The organism is Flavobacterium sp. LC2016-01 (assembly GCF_009711135.1).
Classification (GTDB): domain Bacteria; phylum Bacteroidota; class Bacteroidia; order Flavobacteriales; family Flavobacteriaceae; genus Flavobacterium.
In genome coordinates this window covers 343885-364177 of the sequence record NZ_WMIC01000003.1, presented here as the reverse complement: position 1 = coordinate 364177, position 20293 = coordinate 343885, and the positions used below count along the sequence as shown (strand labels likewise).

At 34.1% G+C, this 20293-nt stretch carries 15 protein-coding genes; 12 read left to right on the top strand and 3 right to left on the bottom strand.

The genetic code is table 11. The features are described from left to right. The first annotated feature begins 3 nt into the window (after positions 1-3). Entirely contained in the window at positions 4-1251 is a 1248-nt protein-coding gene (locus tag GKZ88_RS08620; RefSeq protein ID WP_155101964.1) for an MFS transporter, read from the top strand. Between the two features lie 221 nt (positions 1252-1472). On the opposite strand, the gene GKZ88_RS08615 is transcribed toward GKZ88_RS08620, so the two are convergent. The 3 genes from GKZ88_RS08615 to GKZ88_RS08605 form a co-directional block, all read right to left on the bottom strand. Further along, positions 1473-1853 (bottom strand): DUF5367 family protein, encoded by a 381-nt coding sequence (locus GKZ88_RS08615; protein WP_155101963.1) that lies wholly within the window; start codon positions 1851-1853, stop codon positions 1473-1475. Positions 1854-1863: 10 nt separating this feature from the next. Continuing rightward, the gene (locus GKZ88_RS08610; protein ID WP_155101962.1) at positions 1864-2691 is read right to left on the bottom strand and encodes an NAD(P)H-binding protein; all 828 of its coding nucleotides are present in this window, start codon (positions 2689-2691) and stop codon (positions 1864-1866) included. Positions 2692-2762: 71 nt separating this feature from the next. Then, positions 2763-3641 (bottom strand): AraC family transcriptional regulator, encoded by an 879-nt coding sequence (locus GKZ88_RS08605; protein WP_155101961.1) that lies wholly within the window; start codon positions 3639-3641, stop codon positions 2763-2765. A 548-nt stretch (positions 3642-4189) separates the two neighbouring features. On the opposite strand from GKZ88_RS08605, the gene GKZ88_RS08600 reads away from it, so the two are divergent. The 11 genes from GKZ88_RS08600 to GKZ88_RS22460 all read left to right on the top strand — a co-directional run bounded on the left by GKZ88_RS08600 (position 4190) and on the right by GKZ88_RS22460 (position 20282). After that, on the top strand, positions 4190-5164 hold the full coding sequence (locus GKZ88_RS08600; RefSeq protein WP_155101960.1) for a ribonucleotide-diphosphate reductase subunit beta: 975 nt from the start codon (positions 4190-4192) through the stop codon (positions 5162-5164). A gap of 13 nt (positions 5165-5177) precedes the next feature. After that, positions 5178-6878, top strand: a complete 1701-nt coding sequence (locus GKZ88_RS08595; RefSeq protein ID WP_155101959.1) for a ribonucleoside-diphosphate reductase subunit alpha — start codon at positions 5178-5180, stop codon at positions 6876-6878. 408 nt (positions 6879-7286) lie between these two features. After that, a complete protein-coding gene (locus GKZ88_RS08590; RefSeq protein WP_155101958.1) occupies positions 7287-7877 on the top strand; it encodes an RNA polymerase sigma-70 factor in 591 nt (196 codons plus the stop codon). Positions 7878-8047: 170 nt separating this feature from the next. After that, the gene (locus GKZ88_RS08585) at positions 8048-9193 is read left to right on the top strand and encodes a FecR domain-containing protein (protein ID WP_230392486.1); all 1146 of its coding nucleotides are present in this window, start codon (positions 8048-8050) and stop codon (positions 9191-9193) included. A 169-nt stretch (positions 9194-9362) separates the two neighbouring features. Then, positions 9363-12683: a SusC/RagA family TonB-linked outer membrane protein gene (locus GKZ88_RS08580; protein ID WP_196216459.1), complete on the top strand. Its 3321-nt coding sequence runs from the start codon at positions 9363-9365 to the stop codon at positions 12681-12683. A 10-nt stretch (positions 12684-12693) separates the two neighbouring features. Beyond that, positions 12694-14142 (top strand): RagB/SusD family nutrient uptake outer membrane protein, encoded by a 1449-nt coding sequence (locus tag GKZ88_RS08575; RefSeq protein ID WP_155101956.1) that lies wholly within the window; start codon positions 12694-12696, stop codon positions 14140-14142. 10 nt (positions 14143-14152) lie between these two features. Then, a complete protein-coding gene (locus tag GKZ88_RS08570; protein WP_196216458.1) occupies positions 14153-14920 on the top strand; it encodes a DUF4843 domain-containing protein in 768 nt (255 codons plus the stop codon). 30 nt (positions 14921-14950) lie between these two features. After that, positions 14951-16441 carry a PKD-like family lipoprotein gene (locus GKZ88_RS08565; protein ID WP_155101954.1) on the top strand — a complete coding sequence of 497 codons (1491 nt, stop codon included), beginning with the start codon at positions 14951-14953 and terminating at the stop codon, positions 16439-16441. An 82-nt stretch (positions 16442-16523) separates the two neighbouring features. Next, positions 16524-17393: a thioredoxin fold domain-containing protein gene (locus GKZ88_RS08560; RefSeq protein WP_196216457.1), complete on the top strand. Its 870-nt coding sequence runs from the start codon at positions 16524-16526 to the stop codon at positions 17391-17393. Between the two features lie 6 nt (positions 17394-17399). After that, positions 17400-18872 carry a retropepsin-like aspartic protease gene (locus tag GKZ88_RS08555; protein WP_155101952.1) on the top strand — a complete coding sequence of 491 codons (1473 nt, stop codon included), beginning with the start codon at positions 17400-17402 and terminating at the stop codon, positions 18870-18872. A 27-nt stretch (positions 18873-18899) separates the two neighbouring features. Then, positions 18900-20282 (top strand): TlpA disulfide reductase family protein, encoded by a 1383-nt coding sequence (locus tag GKZ88_RS22460; RefSeq protein ID WP_230392485.1) that lies wholly within the window; start codon positions 18900-18902, stop codon positions 20280-20282. Positions 20283-20293: the final 11 nt, after the last annotated feature.

The following is a 20293-nucleotide window of genomic DNA, read 5'->3' as shown; positions in this document are numbered from 1 at the left end:
AAAATGGAAAAAACTACTATAGAGAGCCCCGCTTTTACCTCTCATCAAAAAATTATTATTGCCATACTGGCGCTTTTGCAATTCACTGTTATTCTTGATTTTATGGTGATTTCTCCGCTTGGAGATATATTAATGAAAACATTAGATATGACAACTTCAAACTTTGGTTTTGCAGTATCGGCGTATGCTTTCAGTGCTGGAATTTCAGGTTTATTAGCGGCAGGTTTTGCAGATAAATTTGACCGAAAAAAACTATTGATTTTCTTTTACACCGGTTTTATTATTGGAACTGTTTTTTGTGCACTTTCAACCAGTTATATGATGCTGCTTATGGCGCGAATTGTAACAGGACTTTTTGGAGGTGTAATTGGTTCGGTTTCATTAGCCATCGTAACCGATTTATTTGTAATTCAGCAACGAGGGCGTGTGATGGGCGTTATACAAATGGCGTTTGCAACAAGCCAGATTTTAGGAATTCCGGTTGGACTTTACTTTGCAAATAACTGGGGATGGCATTCTGCTTTTATTATGATTGCCGTTTTAGCGGGATTGATTCTTCTTGCTGTAATCACGCAAATGAAACCTATTACAAAACACTTGGAACTTCAGTCAGATAAAAGTCCGTTTTTGCATCTTTGGCACACTTTGAGTAATAAACATTACCAAGTTGGTTTTACAGCAATTGCATTTTTGTCTGTTGGCGGATTTATGTTACAGCCTTTTGGAAGCGCATTTTTAGTAAATAATATTCATATCAGCCAGCTTGAACTGCCAATGGTATTTTTCTTTACTGGCCTTTCGGTACTTTTCATCATGCCAATTATTGGTAAACTCAGCGACAAAGTGAGCAAGTTTAAATTGTTCGCCGCAGGATCTGCGATTTCTGTTGTTATCATTGTAATTTACACTAATCTGGGGCCAGTACCTTTATGGCAAATTGTCGGATTAACGATGATTATGTTTATGGGAATTATGAGTAGAATGATTCCGGCAACAACTTTGAATACTGCCATTCCAGAGATGAAAGATCGAGGCGCTTATATGTCCATCACATCTTCTTTACAGCAGATTGCAGGTGGAATCGCAGCAGTTTGTGCGGGATTTATTGTACATCAAAAAACGAAAACATCACCACTTGAAAACTATGATATTTTAGGATACGTAATTGCTGCAGTTACTTTATGCACCGTGTTTTTAATTTGGAGAGTTGATCAGTTAGCAAAAGCAAAAATTAAAGATGCAAAAATTTAATTTGCTAGTTAATTTTTAGCACATAGAAACATAGAATTGATTGCTTAACAAAAGGCGTTTCACTTGTATTAATAAACATAGGCTATGTGTAAATGATTTGTCATTTATTTTAATCTTTATCGAATTAAATATAAATCTATGTTTCTATGTGTTGAAAACCAAATTTTTAGGAAAAACAAAAGCTTGTTCAATCGGACAAGCTTTTTGTTTTAAAATAATATCTAAATAGTTACTTTTTTCTTCCAATAAAAATAAACCGAAAGCGCATTTATAATTGCCAAAAGCCATAAAATCGGACTACTGAAAAAACTATAATAACTTCTCCCGTTTGGTATTTCGACAAAAGGAACTGTGATAAAAATATCCAAAATTAAAGCGGTTAATGACATTACAATTCCGAGTAGTAAGCCATTCGTTTTGGAAACTTTTTTATAATAAATCTTAGCGCCAAGAATTCCAAAAAAGACAATTCCAAATAGTACTATTACTGATTGAAGCCAGAAAAAATCTTGGATAAATGGAATTTGATCTAAAATGTAAAACGAAATGCTGACCAAAACCCAAACCACAAAACCAGAAAAAATTGCTCTAAAATAATTCATCCGTAAAGTCTTAAGAATTCCAAATTCCAGTTTTGGCTGTTTCTTTCGCGTAAGCAGAAAAATCTTTTGCTTTTCGGCCTAAAACTTTTTCAATATCAGAAGTGATATGCGAATTTCTTCCATCCAAAACCTCATCAAAAAGATAATTCACAAGCCAGATATGATCTTCAGGAACCTGATATTCTTTCAGCATCTGCGTATATTCTTCTAATGATAAACCTTGAAAAGTAATGTTTCGGCCAGTCGATTCGGCGATTGTATTTACGGCTTCTTTAAAAGTCAGCAATCTTGGTCCTGTTAATTCGTAGGTTTTTGAATTATGACTTTCATTTAAAAGTGCTTCCAAAACAACATCGGCAATGTCATCGGCATCGGTGAAAGGTTCAAGTGCTTCAGCTCTTGGCAAAGCAACAATTCCGGCTAAAATTGGTTCTAGAAAAATACTTTCGCTGAAGTTTTGATTGAACCAGCTTGCACGCACGATGGTCCAGTTTTTAGCATTTTGTTTCACGATTTCTTCGCAAAGCTGTGCTTCTTTTTCGCCTCTTCCTGACAATAAAACTATTTTTTGAACGCCTAGTTTTGTTGCAGTTTGAGTAAATTTCTCCATAGTTTCAACTGCCGAAGGAATGGCTAAATCAGGCTGAAATGTTACATAAACAATCTCAATGTCTTTCAGAACATTTTCCCAGGTTTCTGGTTTTTCCCAATCAAAAGGAATTTTTTCAGATCTGGAACCTAGACGAATTTCGACATCTGAATTATTTCTCAATCTTTCAACTACTCTGCGTCCCGTTTTCCCATTGGAACCCAAGACTAAAATTTTCTTTTTGTTCATATCAATATTTTTTTTAAGATTACTGATACAAAGTTGATTACATTAAAAACGAATCATTTGTCGCAAAAGAATTAAGATTTGTTTGAAAGGAATTGAAGACGGACTTCATTCGGGCGCACGCCGAATTTTTTGTGAAAGGCATTCGAAAAAGAACTCAGACTTTCATAACCCACTTCCCAAGCCGCTTCCTGAACCGTTTTTTCGCTTTCGCGGAGTAATTCATACGCTTTATGAAGCCGTTCTTCCTGGACATATTTGAAAACCGGAATCCCGAAAAGTTCTTTAAAATTCTTTTTCAGTTTACTGCTGTTCAAACCCACCATTTGCGATAATTGTATAATTGACGGCGGTTTCGAAAAATTATTGGTTACAATTTCCTTTGCTTTAAACAATTTGTTTTTGTCAATTTCTGAGAAATCAATTTTGGAATCGGTACTTAAAAGCGCGAAAAAATGCGCCAAAAGTTCGTTGACCTGACTTCTTAAAAATAACAATCGCGTATTTCCAAGGTAAGTTGTATTGAAAATTTTTTGAACTGCTAATTGCATATCAAGTGTCATATAATAGGAGGGCCCTTTTACAAAATGTTCCTTCGGATTTAATAATTCCGGAAGGTATTTTTCAAAAATCTCTTTTTCGGCCTCAGGAAGTGAGTTCAGATGTTTCGGTTTGGTAAAAATACTGATGGATTGAAGCGGTTTGTCAGGTTCAATTTTATGTGAGAATTCGACTTTCTGATTTCCAAAAAAACAAATAGCCAAACCAGTAGTATTCGTGAGATATTTTGTCTGATTGTTGTGTTTAATTTCTAACTCAACATTTCCAGATCCATAAAATGCAAATCCAATCGCGTCGCCGTCGATTTCACATTTCTGAACGATAGTTTTTGTCGTGTTCGATTGTTCTATTAAAACAATAAAGTCATTCAATTCTATAATATCAGTTGTCATCTTGTTTTTAGGTATTTAAAAATTGTTTAAGAGAAAAAGCTCATTTTTGTTTCTTCCTTAAGATTTATAAATTTAAGTTTAAACAATTCTTAAATTATGTAAAATGTTTAAAATTAAACAATTAGTGTAATTTTGGCAATTTGATTTTTTTGAATCTCAAACTTTTTGAGTGTTTAAATAAGACTTTAAAACCCTTTTTTTGTAACAGTTTTAAAGACAAAATGTTGTTGTTTTTTAAGTTTGCTGTTGATAACCTTTTTTTGAAATCAACGAATGAATGTGTTTTTTTCTGTTGACAACTTTATTTAGATTCTTTTTAAATAACTGGTTTTTCGAGTATTATGAGTTTAAAAAGAGCTGTTGATAAATACTTTTTTTGGTACTCTAAAAGAGTTTTTTTTGCTGTTGATAATTGCCTTTATTTTTAACATGAAAACGAAAGTAAAACCAAAATTCGTGGCTTAAATTTGTAAGTATCGAGATGTCAAAATACCTCCCAAATCGACATTTCGTATCCTTAATTTTGTCACCATTAAATATTTTATATTATGTCTATTTTCGATAAAAGAATCAATTATAAGCCGTTTGAATACCCGGAGGTACTGCAATTTACTGAAGCCATTAATAAGGCCTACTGGGTTCATACAGAGGTTGATTTTACTGCAGATACGCAGGATTTTCATTCGCATTTAACAGTAGCCGAAAAAACGGCAATTAAAAACAGCTTGCTGGCAATTGCTCAGATTGAAGTAGCAGTAAAAAGTTTTTGGGGAAATATTTATGAGCATTTTCCAAAACCTGAATTTAATGGACTCGGAACTACTTTTGCAGAATGTGAATTCAGGCATTCTGAAGCCTATTCGCGTTTGCTTGAGGTTTTAGGTTATAATGATGAATTCGAAAAATTACTAGACGTTCCTGTAATCCGCAAGCGTGTCGATTATCTTTCAAATGTTTTAAAAGATACACGTTCGCAGGACAATAAAAAATATATGGTTTCGCTGATTTTGTTTAGCATTCTTATCGAAAATGTTTCACTTTTTAGTCAGTTCGCCATTTTGCTTTCTTTTACAAGATTCAAAGGCTACATGAAAAATGTCAGCAATATTATTGCGTGGACTTCAATCGACGAACAAATTCATGCAAATGGTGGCATTTTTATCATCAATAAAATCCGCGAAGAATTTCCTGATTATTTTGATGATGCGACTCTATTGACGATCAGAGATACAGTAAAAGACTCAATTGGTGTAGAGTCTGATATTTTAGACTGGATTTTTGAAGATGGTGAAATCGAAAGTATCAATAAAACAGATTTGGTTAATTTCATGAAATTCAGATTGGATGAAAGTTTAAAACAAATAGGAATTCCAACTGTTTTTGATGTTTCGATAGAAGATTATAGAGCAATGTCTTGGTTTGAAGAAGAAGTTTTTGCAAACAGTCTTGATGATTTCTTTGCAAAAAGACCGGTAGAATATACCAAACATGATAAAAGTATTACAGCAAACGACCTTTTTTAATTAGCCAAGTAACATGAATACAATAATAGATACAATTTCAGAAAAGAGCGCTCCGTTAAGCGATGCAGATAATAAAATGTGGTGGAAAAATTCTGAAAGTGAACAAATATTAAACCGCGGCTATCTTTTAAAAGGAGAAACAGTCGAAGGTGCAATTGACAGAATTTGTACCGCTGCAGCAAAAAGACTTTATAAGCCGGAACTAAAAGATTCTTTTGTAGAAATGATCGAACGCGGCTGGATGAGTATCAGCTCACCGGTTTGGGCCAATATGGGAACAGAACGCGGTTTGCCAATTTCTTGTTTTAATGTTCACGTTCCAGACGAAATTGAAGGAATTACGCATAAACTAGGCGAAGTAATCATGCAGACCAAAATTGGTGGAGGAACATCTGGATATTTTGGAGAATTACGCGAAAGAGGAAGTGCCGTAACGGATAACGGAAAGAGCAGTGGTGCAGTAAGTTTCATGAAACTTTTTGATACTACTATGGACACGATTTCACAAGGTGGCGTTCGTCGTGGTGCGTTTGCAGCATATTTAGATGTAGATCACCCGGATATTGAAGAATTTTTGAAGATAAAAAGCATCGGAAATCCAATTCAGAATTTGTTTACCGGAATCTGCGTACCCGATTATTGGATGCAGGAAATGATTGACGGGGATGCTGAAAAACGTCAAATTTGGGCAAAAGTTCTTGAAAGCCGTCAGCAAAAAGGATTGCCTTATATCTTTTTCAGTGACAACGTAAATAAAAACAAACCTCAAGTTTATAAAGATAAAAATCTCCGTATTAATGCCAGCAATTTGTGCAGCGAAATTATGCTTCCGTCAGACTTTGATGAGTCGTTTATTTGCTGTCTTTCGTCAATGAATCTGGAACTTTATGAAGAATGGAAAGATACTGAAGCGGTAAAACTGGCGATCTTTTTCTTGGATGCCGTTTTGCAGGAATTTATCGAAAAGACCGAAGGAAACTACTATTTAGCTGCAGCTAATAAATTTGCAAAAAGACACCGTGCTTTAGGGTTGGGCGTTTTAGGATGGCATTCGTATCTGCAAAAAAATATGATTCCGTTTGAAGGATTGGAAGCCAAAATGAAAACAACAGAAATTTTCAAACACATCAGTGACAAAGCCGATAAAGCAACGCAGGATTTAGCCCGAATTTATGGCGAACCAGAATTGCTGAAAGGTTATGGCAGAAGAAATACAACGACAATGGCAATTGCGCCTACAACCTCTTCATCGGCAATTTTAGGGCAGACTTCTCCGGGAATTGAACCTTTCAGCAGTAATTATTACAAAGCTGGTTTGAGTAAAGGAAATTTTATGCGAAAAAATAAATATCTGAAAAAATTATTGGAAGAAAAAGGTCTTGACAACGAGGAAGTTTGGCGCGGTATTATGCTGAATGGAGGAAGCGTACAGCATATGGAACAGCTTACTCAAACGGAAAAAGATGTTTTTAAAACTTTCAAAGAAATCAGTCAGCTTGAAATTGTGCAGCAGGCAGCAATTCGTCAAAAATTTGTGGATCAAGGACAAAGTTTAAATCTTAATATTCCGGCAGAATTGCCTATTAAAGAGGTAAATCGTTTAATGATCGAATCGTGGCAGCTCGGAATTAAAAGTTTGTATTACCAAAGAAGCCAGAGTGTTTCTAAAGAATTGGTTACAAGTCTCGTGAGCTGCAGCAGCTGTGAATCTTAAAAATATAAAAATCGGAAGTATTGCTTCCGATTTTTTTTGCTTTAAAAATAAGGCCACGAGAACATCTAAATTGATAGTAAAGCTTTTTACTTTTTTATATTGAGCATTTTTTTTGAATTTATGATCTAAGAAATTGGCTACGTCATTTTTGCAATAATTCATAAAAATTCGATTTTTCCTTAAGATCGGCCCCTTTGTTAAATCCATTTTTAAACTCAAAAAAATTATGTAATGTCAAAATTTTAAGATGGCAAAGCATTTAATATTATGAAATTTTTAAGTAAAAAAGTTTTTTGTAAGATTATTTTAATAATTATAAACGAATAATATAGAAAAGAGCAAATTAGGATTATTGGATAATATTATTAAGTTTGTTGCGAATTATTCAATTTCTCTAAAGCCAAAAAATTGTCGTTACCCTCATTAAAACAGGATCAAATTTTAATCGATCGTCTTCGCCTTGGAGATGAATCGGCTTTGACGGAATTATATAATACTTTTTGGCAGGCACTCTTTATGTCGGCTTATAATGTGATTAAAGACAAAGAACTGTGCGAGGATATTATTCAGGATATATTTTTGAATATCTGGACCAACCGCGAAAAATTAGAAATTCATATTTCTTTAAAAGGTTATATGTACGCCTGCGCCCGTTATCAGGTTTTTAATCATTTAAGAAAAAACAAAGACAAAGTTAAAGTCGAGCTTTTTGATGATTTAGAAAAACGTTTTCAGCACACAACGCCTGAGACGGAACTAATGCATGAAGAATTACTGCAGCAGCTCAATTTAATTATTGAAACACTTCCAGAAAAATGCCAAGCCGTTTATAAACTCAGCAGGGAAGAACAGCTGAGTCATAAAGAAATTAGCGAACGTCTCAACATCTCAACAAAAACGGTCGAAAATCATATTACAAAAGCGCTTCATACCATTCGTTTATCAATGGGAAGTTCCTTGGGTGCTGCAATGGTTTTGTGGCTTTCTAAAAATTTATAGAAAGTCTTAAAATGATTGCCGATTATAAGTCTATACCGTTGAATTTTCTCTTATACAACGGGGCTTTTCTTAAAAAAGTAAAAAAAATAAAAAAAAATACAATTTTGACTAGGGGGTAAATGTCTTTTTAGATACTTACTTAATATACTCCCGTATTAATAATAAAAAAAATGAAAAAAGAAGAATTCTTAACGTTATTAAACAGATATCTTTCTGGCGATACTAATCGGGAGGAGAGTAAAAAATTATTGCATTTTTATGAAAGTTTCCAAACTTCTGAAGAGTGGGATGAAAGCTTAGGACCTAAAGAAGAAATGCAGCATAAAATGCTTCAAAAAATTCAGACTGCAATAAAAGCAGATGAAACTGAAGCTATTCCGTTAAGGCCTTTTTATACTAGAACAAGTTTTAGAGTTGCGGTTGCTGCATCAGTTGCTATGCTGATTTCAATTACTTTATTATTCAATACAGCCAAAAACGCGAAAAATACTATTCCTGCAGTTGCCAATAAAAATATTTTAATAGGAACTGATAAAGCCACTTTGACTTTAGAAGACGGCTCTGTCATTGCATTGGAAAAAGGAAAAGGATACGCAACCGGAAATGTATCAAGCAATGGAGAAAAATTAATTTATAATGCCAAAAATCATTCGGCAGCAATAGCAAACAACTTTTTAACGATTCCGAGAGGAGGACAGTTTTTTGTTCAGCTGGCTGACAGTACAAGAGTTTGGCTGAATTCTGAATCGCAATTAAAATATCCGGTCGCTTTTGTTGATGGAGAAACAAGACAAGTTGAGCTTGTATATGGAGAAGCTTATTTTGAAGTTTCACCAAGTACAAAACATAAAGGTTCTAAGTTTAAAGTAAAAACTTCAATGCAGAATGTTGAGGTTATTGGTACCGAATTTAACATCAAAGCTTATAAAGACGAAAGTACAATTTACACGACATTGGTAAAAGGAAAAGTAGCTGTGAGCAATGTTAATAATAAAGAAATTTTAGCACCAAATGAACAATCTCGAATCAGTAAAAATGCTGATAACATTGCAATTTCGGAAGTTGATGTTTACAACGAAATTTCATGGAGAAAAGGATTGTTTGTTTTTAAAGGGATGCCTTTAAAAGATATTGCAAAAGTATTATCAAGATGGTACGATACTGATATTGAATTTGCTGATCCGGCTCTTGGTAATGTGAAATTTAATGGAGTTTTAAATAAAAATCAAAAATTAGAAGACATATTGACTACCATCAAGAATATTAATTTCATTAATGCCTATGAGAAAAAAGACAATAAGATTATAATAAAATAAAAAGAAAAGGGATTAAAGTTCAGACCTCTCACCGTACCGCACTTCATCCCTTTCTGTGTATTAATCAATTAATCATTTTTTAACAACCAACCAATTAACATGTAAATTTATGAAATTTAAATTAACCAGTGCTTATTTCTATATTAGAAATAGGCTAATTATTAACATTATGAGAACTTTTATCTTCTTGTTTTGTACTACAATTTTTGGTTTTTCTCCCGTAAATCTATTTTCGCAAAACACAAAAGTTGTAATTGCTGCTGATAAAACGGTATCAGTCGACGAGGTTTTTGACATTATCAAGCAGCAGACAGATTATACTTTTATTTATCAGGAAGATTTATTTAAAAAATTACCTAAAGTACATTTAAAAAAGGGCAAAATTAAAGTAAATGATTTGCTGGAAGCCAGTTTTCCCAGCAAAAATTTTAATTTCAGTTTTATGAACGGGAACACAATTGTAGTTAAAGAAACTCCAGTTGAAAAAGTGGTTGTACTACAGTCTAAAAATATTGAAATTACTGGTGTTGTAACGAATCAAAAAAAAGAACCTCTGCCAGGAGTTAACGTGACGGTCAAAGGATCAAATGTAGCATCACGAACTGATTTTGATGGAAAATATAAAATTATAGCGCCAAATAACGGAATTTTATTATTTTCTTACATTGGCCACAAGTCAGAAATTGTTGCTGTAAACAATAAAAAAGTACTTAATGTTACACTAGCAGAAGAAACCAAACAACTTGAAGGTGTTGTAGTAAATACTGGGGTTACAGTTCGTAAAAAAGAATTGATTACTGGAGCGGTAACTGTTTTTAGAGGTGAGGAACTAAGACAGGTATCAACGCAAAATGTTGTACAGGCTTTAAAATCATTAGATCCCTCTTTTATTGTGGTCAATAATAATATTGCAGGTTCAAACCCAAATATTTTACCAACAATTGAGGTGAGAGGACAGACGAGTTTAACAGCAAATCAGGTTGGTAGTCAGTTTAGAGACGACCCAAATCAGCCTTTGTTTATTTTGGACGGATTCCCTACTACTTTACAACAAGTTGTTGATTTAGATATTAATAGAATTGCTAGCATTACTTTATTAAAAGATGCGGCCTCGACTGCATTGTACGGTTCTCGTTCTGCAAACGGTGTTGTGGTTATTGAAACCAACAAACCTCTTCCAGGGAAGTTGCAATTTTCTTATGTGTATAATTCATCTTATGAATTAGCAGATTTGAGTGTTTATCATTTAATGAGTGCCGAGCAAAAGCTTGAATTCGAAAGACTTTCTGGAGCATTTATTGTTAAGGATGGAACTTCTGAAACAACACCATTAACTTGGGATAAAGAATATAACAGACGTTTGGCGTCGGTTCGAAGCGGTGTAAATACGTATTGGTTAAACGAACCGATACAAATGGGAATTACATCTGGACATAGTTTAAATTTTGGAGGAGGTTCTGATGAATTTAGATTTAACGTTGCCGGAAATTATAAAACGCTGACAGGAACAATGAAAGGTTCAGAGCACGATACTTGGGGCTATAATACCACTTTGACATACAGAAAAAATAAATTAAGTATTAACAACCAGTTTTTTGTTTCTGGAGGAACGAATCAGGAATCTCCGTATGGTTCATTTGAAACTTGGGCAAAAGCAAGTCCGTATTATCCAAAGTATAATGAAAACGGAGTGATAACACGTTATATGGATGGATCGTCACTGCCTTTAACTAGTTTACAAACAATTGTAAATCATCCGGCTAATCCACTTTACAATGTCTTTTTAGGGAGTTATGATAAAGGAAAAGATTTTAATTTCACCAATAACTTTGCTATTAATTACGATATAAACTCACATATCAAGGCAACTGGAGCATTATCTGTTTCAAGGCTTGAAAACAACAATATGGTTTTTGTTTCTCCAGATGATACTCGTTTTATTAATAATATTGCGACAGAAAAAGGAACTTACACTAAGTATGATGCAATTACAGATAAATGGAATGCTAATCTTGGTGCAACTTATGCGAATGTTTTTAAAAATGTCCACTCATTCAATTACACCATTAGAGCCTCAGCTTTAGAAACAAGAAATAATTCGTATAAATCATTTTTACGAGGATTCCCTCTTGGTGTTCCCGGAAATCCCTCATTTGCTTTTGGATATGAACCTAACGGTAAACCAGAAATTTATACAGAATTGATAAGAAGTGTCGATTTAACTAATCAGATTAACTACGCTTACGACCGCAGATTTTTATTCGATTTTACTCAGACAATTTCAGGAGCGACCAATTTTGGAACAAACAAAAAATATTCACCTTATTGGGGAGTTGGTTTTGGATGGAATTTGAACAATGAGTTTAAAATGAATGAAGATATTGTCAACATTTTGAAAATTCGTGCCAATGTCGGTCAAACCGGAAATCAAAACTTAGTAGGTTTTGCTTCTTATGATGTATATGCTTATAACCCAAATACAAACGTTTTTGGTGCAGGGCTAGGAGTTTCTCAAATTGCAAACCCAAATTTAGAAGCACAAAGAACCAAGGATTTGTCTTTAGGGCTGGATCTGGCTATGTTTAGAAACAGATTAACAATGACTTTGGGAGCTTACAAACGTAAAACGTCTCCACAGATTGTAGCGATCGATCTTGCGGCTTCGACAGGACTTAATGGTTATCCTTTAAATTTGGGTTATCTAACTACACAGGGATTAGAGTTAAAAATGAACTACAATTTTATCTATGATTTGAGCCGAAATTTTATTTGGGGAATCGGCTTAATGGGAACTACTGGTGATAACAAATTAGGTGGTTTTGGTAATGCATTATCTTCTCTAAATTCTGAAGCACAAAAAACAACCAGCTTAACAAGATACTATGATGGAGCAAGCAGCAATGATCTTTGGGCTGTACCGTCATTGGGAATTGATCCGGCAACTGGTAGAGAAGTTTTCTTAAAGAAAAACGGTCAGACTACTTTTATTCTAGATAAAAAAGATGAAGTAGTAATGGGGAATTCTAGAGAAACGGCTACAGGAGTAGTTTCTACAAACTTAAGTTACAAAGGTTTTAGTTTTGGATTGTTTGTGCGTTATAGTTTTGGTGCAGAGCGATTTAACTCTGCCTTATACAACAAAGTAGAAAATATCTCGAGAGATAATATTTTTGATAATCAGGATGTCAGAGCTTTTACAGACCGTTGGACCACTCCTGGACAGATGGCACAATTTAAAGCGATAGGGCTAACCAATAATACACCAATCTCATCACGTTTTATCCAAAAAGATGATTACATCTCTGGAGAATCTATTCGATTAGGTTACCGTGTTACAGATAGAGCTTGGCTAAAAAGAGCAGGTTTGACAGCATTAGGATTTAACGCTTTGGCAAACGAATTCTTCCGTGTTTCAACAATCAAAGCAGAACGAGGTATTGATTATCCTTTCTCAAGAATATATTCTTTGAGTCTTAATTTATCATTTTAATACAGAAATTATGAATAAGTATTTATATAAAATTACATTCCTTTTGCTTGCTTCTTTAGTTGTAGTAAGCTGCAGTGATTTTTTGGATGTTGTGCCACAAGATAAAATTTTAGAAGATCAGGCCTACAGCTCTGAAGCTGGTGTGCAAAATGTGCATAACGGACTTTATCTTCAGCTGGCTGTAAATAATTTGTATGGCAGACAGCTGACTATGGATGCTGTAGAAATTTTGGGACAGCAATATAATATAGGAAGCTCACATGTTAAAAGTACAATTTCGAACTATTCTTATGCTGAGACACTTCCAAAAAATACTTTCTCTGCAATTTGGCAAAGTGCTTTTACAACGGTTTTGTCTGCAAATAAATTTTTAGAAAGTATTGACCAACATGCTGGAGTTATTTCAGCTGAGAAAGCAAATCTTTTAAAAGGAGAAGCAATTGCTATTCGTGCGATGATTCATTTTGATATGTTAAGATTGTACGGACCAATTTACAAAGTTGCGCCAGCAAATCCATCAATACCTTATTATGATGCGGCAGTAACAGCAAATAATCCAATTTTACCCGCTACAGATGTTATTGCAAAAATAACAGCCGATTTAGATGCTGCTATTGCGCTTTTGGCAAATGATCCTATACTTACGACAGGAAAAACGGTAGCATCAACAGCATTTGATTCAAATCCGTATTATTCTTCATACCGCGGACAAAGAATGAATATTCTGGCTGTGAAATGTTTAAAAGCCAGAGTTCTTTTGTACGCTGGAGATAAAACGGGAGCTTTTGCTATAGCAACTGAAGTTATAAATTTTGTAAAAGCAAATTCTTTTATTACTTGGACTCCATTTTTAGAAGCTACAAACACGTCTAATCCAGATCGTATTTTTTATGCTGAAAATTTCTTTGCTCTTAGTGATTATACTTTGTATACCAAACAAAAAGTACTTTTTGATTCTAGTTTAGACGAGTTTAATATTTATGCTCCAATGTTGAGCAGAATTAATGCTGTTTTTGAATCTAATGATAACGATTATAGAAGTTTGCCAAGCTGGAAAATTCCAATTACGGGAGGAAAAACTCAGAAGACATTTTTTAAATATGAAGACGTAACAGACAAAACTAAACTTTTCCGCTTTCAGATTCCAATGTTCAAACTTTCAGAATTGTATCTTATTGCGGCAGAAACAGCACCCGTACCAGCTGATGGTATTGCTTTTTTAAACACACTTCGATTTAATAGAGGTTTGACCAATTTGGCAGCTACTGCAGTATTGGCTACAGAAATTACAAAAGAGTACAGAAAAGAATTTATAGGTGAAGGACAACTGTTCTTCTATTATAAAAGAACCAATTCGACTGCAATTCCAAATGGTGCTGCATCTTCAGGAAATGTGACCATGAATGCAGTTAAATATGTGGTGCCATTACCAGATTCGGAAGTTAATTTTCAAAACTAAAAAAGTAATCATGAAAAAAATATTGATTTTAAGTATTCTTCTTTGTTCTCTTTTTGGCTTGACATCTTGCGATAAAGAAGAAATTGAAACGTATAAAGCCACAGATAACATTTATTTTCCACTTGCTGTATTTCCAGCATATAACAATGGACCACTTATAGACAGTACTGGATTCAGTTTTAGTTTTGATAAAGCTTCTATTACTGGAAGAGTTTATATGCTTCCAATTCGAGTTCAAGGAAAAGTAAGTGCTGTTGATCGAAAAATTAAAGTTTCTGTAGATCCTGCAAGTACAGCGGTTTTAGGAACACATTTTTCTTTGCCTGAAAATATTGTGCTGCATGCCGGCAAAGAGATAGATTCAATTCCCGTAACGGTTAAAAGAACTTTAGATTTAAAAGATAAATCGGTAACATTAGTTTTAAATCTCGAAGAAAACGAGTTTTTCACTGTAAATATGAAGGACAAAGTGACAAATGTTTTGACACAGAAAAAGATTAATTACACGCGTTTTAAATTGACATTTACTGATAAGCTGATGCAGCCAATAAGTTGGCAAACAGGAACATTCGGAGTATTTACTGCTAAAAAACTCTTTTTGATGTGTGATTTGATGAATCTGGAACCAGAAATGTTTAATCTGCCTACAACTGCGCCAGGACTTTCAATACCTGAAGTCTTGTATTATGGAAGTTTTATGAAACGTTATCTCGCCGATCAAAAAGCCAACGGCAATACAATTTATGAGGAAGACGGAAAAGAAATGTTCTTTCCTTAAAACCATTCTTTAATTTAAAAATATAAAGCGATGTTTAAAAATATAAAAATACAGACAGCCGTAGTAGCGCTTCTCTTTTTGGCATACGGATGTGTAAGCGATGAAGGCAATTACAATTATGCTGCTATAAATGAGTTGAATGTAACAGGAATTCAACAAGAATACACGGTTTACACAGGAGATTATTTTAAGATTGCACCAGAAATAAACCCGACTTTAGATGAAGGCAAAGATCCTGACCGATATGAATATAAATGGGTTGCGGTAAATCCTTTAAAATTGGTTAATGAGGCAAGGACAACTATTGCGACCACAAGAAATTTGGATGGGATTTTAAAATTACCGCCGGCAAAATATAGTCTTTATTATTTTATCAAGGATAAAGTAACGGGAATCAACTGGCAGCAACCCATTATTACATTAAATGTAGTTTCTTCTATTTATGAAGGATGGCTGGTTGTGGGAGATGTAGACGGAAAAGCGCGATTAGATATGGTTTCTGTAATCCCAGGAATTCCGCAGCCGCGTATTATAAATGATGTGTTAGATGCCGCTGGGTCTGCATTGAAATTAAAAGGAAAAGCTGTAGATGTAGAATCTTTTAGCGGGCCTTTGTCGGGAAGTGTTATTTATGGAATTTATGTAACAGCTTCAGAATCTGGAACAGCAAGATTAGAACCCGATTCTTTTGAATGGAATCAGACCATGAATATTGCATACGAAACAATTGGGGGAAATTTTCCAACAAATTTTGCAGTAGATTTTATGAAATGTCCTGGAGGATCAGAAAATTACCTGTATAAAGATGGTGATATTTATTATTACAATAGAGCCGTACAAATTAGATATGGATTGCCGCAAAATAAAGTAGATCTTGAAACTAAAACTTTCTATGCAGCTCCTTTCATCGCAGAAACCACAGGAACAGGAACTCCTGTCTTTTTTGATGCTGAAAAACACCGTTTTCTGCGTTATAGTTATTCAAAAGGAAATTGTTCAGCAATGCCTCCTGTTACAGCTTCTCCAACAACACTGGATTGGAATAATCCCAACTGCGAGCTGATTTTTATGACTACATCAAATTTCAATTTAAATGAAAGTTTTGCGGTATTAAAGAATATTTCTACAGGTAAATTCTATATGCTTCGTTTTAATACAAGTGCCGTGCAGACCTATTATAAAGAAATGCTGAATGCACCCGATTTAGATAAAGCCACAAAATTTGCCGTAAGTCCAGATGCTGGTTATTTATTTTATACTGTTGGAAACAAAGTGTATGAATACGACAGCGGAACGCAATCTGCAAAATTAATGTTGGATAAAGGAAATGAAGAAATTACCTATCTAGGTTTCAGCAAAAGAGGAAAAAAAGAGATTATCAACAAATTAATTGTGGGTTCTTACAGCACAACAGGAAAATTAGAATTGTATACAGTGCCGCCTGTAAATGGTAATTTAATTTTAGAAAACAGTTATTCAGGCTTATGCAAAATTGTCGATGTTACTTACCGTGTACGATAATTAAAGAAAGTTAAAAACTTAAAAACAATACCGAATGAAGCATGATGTTCATTCTTCATTCGGTTTCTTAACAATCACATTTATGAAACGATTTATCAAAATCGCAAGCGCAGTTTTGCTGCTTGCCTGTCCTTCTATTGCCTTAAAAGCACAGACACAATCAACCGATGAAAGCTGGGAAAATGCTAAAAAACAAGCTCAAACGGAGAAAAAATTAATTTTTGTCGATTTGTATTTCACAGGCTGTATGCCGTGTGCACAAATGGACAAAGAGGTATTTCCAGATCCTAAAGTAGCCGCTGTTTTAAATGCTGATTTTGTCACTTTCAAATCGGATATTTTAAAAGAAGAAATCGGAAAAAAACTATGCATGAAATACGGCGTTACTGGATTTCCAACTTTTTTATTCCTGAATTCTGACGGAAAAGTAATTGATATTGCTGGCGGTTTTCAAAACGTAGAACAATTTACGGCTTTGCTTCAAAATGCCAAAGATCAGGCTAAAAAAGGAATCTTTAAAAAATACAGTCCGCAGATCAACGAAAAAGAGTATCCGGATTTTTATGTGCAGGCCTATATGGCAAACAAAAGAAATGTTCCTTTTGACGTTATCGACACTTATTTGAAATCTAAAGATGTTACTGAAGAAGTTTCTTTTGTGATTATTACAGGTTTAAGAGTTGGGAAACAATATGACGATGCATTTCTTTTTAGCAGTAAAAAATTAGCGAAAGATTACGGAAAATGGAGCGTTAACAGTCATGTATTTACCATTTTGCAACGCAAGAAAAAAGAATTCGAAAAGAACAAGGATTTGAAAGGCTTTACAGAATTAGTAAATGAATCTAAAGATTTTTATACGCCGGAAGAATTTACAAAATATTCGGGTATTTTATTGAAAGATTTTGGCGTAGAAAAAGTGGTAACGAATCCATATACTTTACAAAAGTAATTCGAAATGAAAAAGATATTCTTGTTTTCAATCTTGATTTTTGGATATAATGTTTACGCTCAAAACAGCGTTCAAAAAGCTATTGAATCTTTCGAAAAAGCTTTTCAGAATAAAAATTACAGCGAAATTAAAAATCTTCTGGCACCTGAATTTACTGTTGGTGCCGGAGATTCTTCTTCAAATGAATTTTATCTGAACGGTATTTTTAATGCTTTTCCGGTTTTAGATTCTATCCAAATTGGAAAATCGGCAACAATTAAAAACGAAACTTTTGTTTTGGCCGATTTTTGCTTCAAAGGAAAAGAAAAGAAACCGACTCAAATTGTTTTCAATTCGGAGAATAAAATCGTGTACGTAACTTTTTTTGATGGTTTATATAAAGTCGATCGAAATGCGCAAGTAAAACAAGTTGCCAGTATTCCGTTCCAAATGATCGAAAACGGAATCGCTATCAAAATAAAACTAAACAAAGCCGATCGCGAATTTTTAATGCTCTTTGATACCGGTGCGGACGGAATGGCTTTAAATCCTGACAGCGCGTACAAAGCCGGAGTTGTGGTAACCAAAACTAAATCGGCTTCTGTGGTTGGCGGAAGTCAGCAAGTGCAATATTCGGCAGATAATACGATTCATATTGGCGATCAAGTTTTAAAAAATCAAGGTTTAGTAATTTTTCCAAAAAATGGTGTTTATGACGGATTATTTGGTGCCAATTTACTCCGCAATTATATAACGTCTGTCAATTTTGATACGATGACAATTGACTTGTACAATTTTGGAAATTTCACTTATTGGGGGAAAGCAAAACCATTGGTTTTTGATTATAAATCAGGGCTTCCGGTAGTAAAAATGAATCTGACTTTTGAAGATAAAAAAACAGTCGAAGGCAGTTTCACTTTTGATACTGGAGCGGGTTACGATTTAATTGCTTACGGGCCTTTTAATCATAAAAATGATCTGGAAGCAAGTTTAAAAACCGAATATACATCGGTCAATTACAGTTTAGGAAAACAAACTAAAATTGTTGGCGGTGCGATTCCGAATGTTGCGATTAACGGAAATAATTTTCCAGATGTAACTATCGCGCTTCAGGAATATGAAGAAGCTAATAAAAACTGGGCTTTCGCCGATGGATCTTTGGGAATTGATTTAATAAAACGTTTCAATTTTACAATGGATGTACTTCACAAAACAGTTTATTTGGAACCCAACAAAAATTTTAAAAGAAAGTCTTCATTTTATTTTGCCGGACTCGAATTAGAATTTGACGAGAACGAGAATATTTTAGTAAAGCGAATTTTAGACCAGCAAAATAAAGATTTGCAGCAAGTCAAAATTGGAGCAAAAGTCACTCAAATTAATGATTTTGAAGCCAAAGATTTATTGAAACCAGAAAATCTTAAAAAGCTTAAGGAAACCAAAGAAAGCAAAGATTTGATTATTGAACAAAACGATCAGTCACTGCGAATTTCAATTTAAACATCAAACAAAAAACAAATAACTATCATGAAAAAACACATTTTTTATTTCATTTTGACCGTGTTTACGGCTCAAATAGGTTTTGCTTCGAGCATTTCAGAATACGCAGTAATAAAAGGAACCATTTCGATTCCGGATTTTATTGCAAAAGAAGTTACGCTTTACAATGTTGAAGAAGGAAAGCCAGTCGTTGCTGCTACCGCTAAAGTTAATTCACTGGGGGAGTTTGGCTTTATGACACCAGTTTCAGCTGCTGGCTTTTATTATGTTGATTACGGGCAATTTAAATCTAGAAACCAATTAATTCGTTTGTATTTAGAGCCAAAACTGGATATCAATTTGGTAATCAATAAAACGAGTTATGTTTTAAGCGGAAAAAACGTAGGACAGAATGTTTTGGTTCAGAAAGCAAATGAAATCTATAACGAATTTGCGCCTTTTGCCAGACTTGGAGGAGATGCAACTTATGTAGAATTTTATCCTTGGCTTGATAAAGGGGTATCTAAAGCCAATGAATTTTCTAAAACAATCAAAACCAAAGATGCTGCATTTGATAAGTTATTAAAATTAGCAGTAGCAACAGATGTTGAAGAACTTACGTATACTTTTTTCAGAATGCCGAGAAGCGCATTTCCTGATAAAGATGATCGTCCTGCGGTTATAAAAACTTGGCAGACAGATAAAAAGTTTACAGATCCAGATTTATTAAAATTGCAGAACGGTGTTTCATTAATGTCAAATTATTTCTTTTATGTGACTATGAATTCTGGTGATGCGCCAAAACGTTTGGATTTAGCTGAAGCAATAACGCACATAACAGATCCGGCTTTAAAAGACGTTTATTTACGTGATGCTGTTGCAGGTTCTAGAATGAAAATTGAAGAATATGAAAAAGTAGCGCCAAGCATTAAACCGTATATGATTTCAAATGCGAGCAAAACATTTTTAGTAGAATACGAAAAAGTGCTTCACAAAAATGTGGGTCAAAAAGGACTTGAATTTACGTATAATGACATTAACGATAAACCAGTTTCGTTTTCAGATTTTAAAGGAAAATATGTTTACATCGATTTATGGGCAACTTGGTGCGGACCTTGTAAAGCTGAGATTCCTCACATGAAAAAAATCGAGGAAGATTATCACGATAAAAATATCGTGTTTGTAAGTCTTTCGTTAGACAAACCAAAAGACGCTCAAAAATGGAAAGATTTTGTGACTAAAGAGCAATTAAAAGGAATTCAGTTAATGGCCGATAAAGATTTTGCTTCAGCTGTGGCTAAAAATTATGATGTAAATGCGATTCCGAGATTCTTGTTATTTGACACAAAAGGAAACATCATTAATGCCGATGCGCTTCGTCCGTCAAATCCTGAGTTGAGAGTACAGCTGGATAAATTATTGAAAGGTTAAAAATAGCGCTT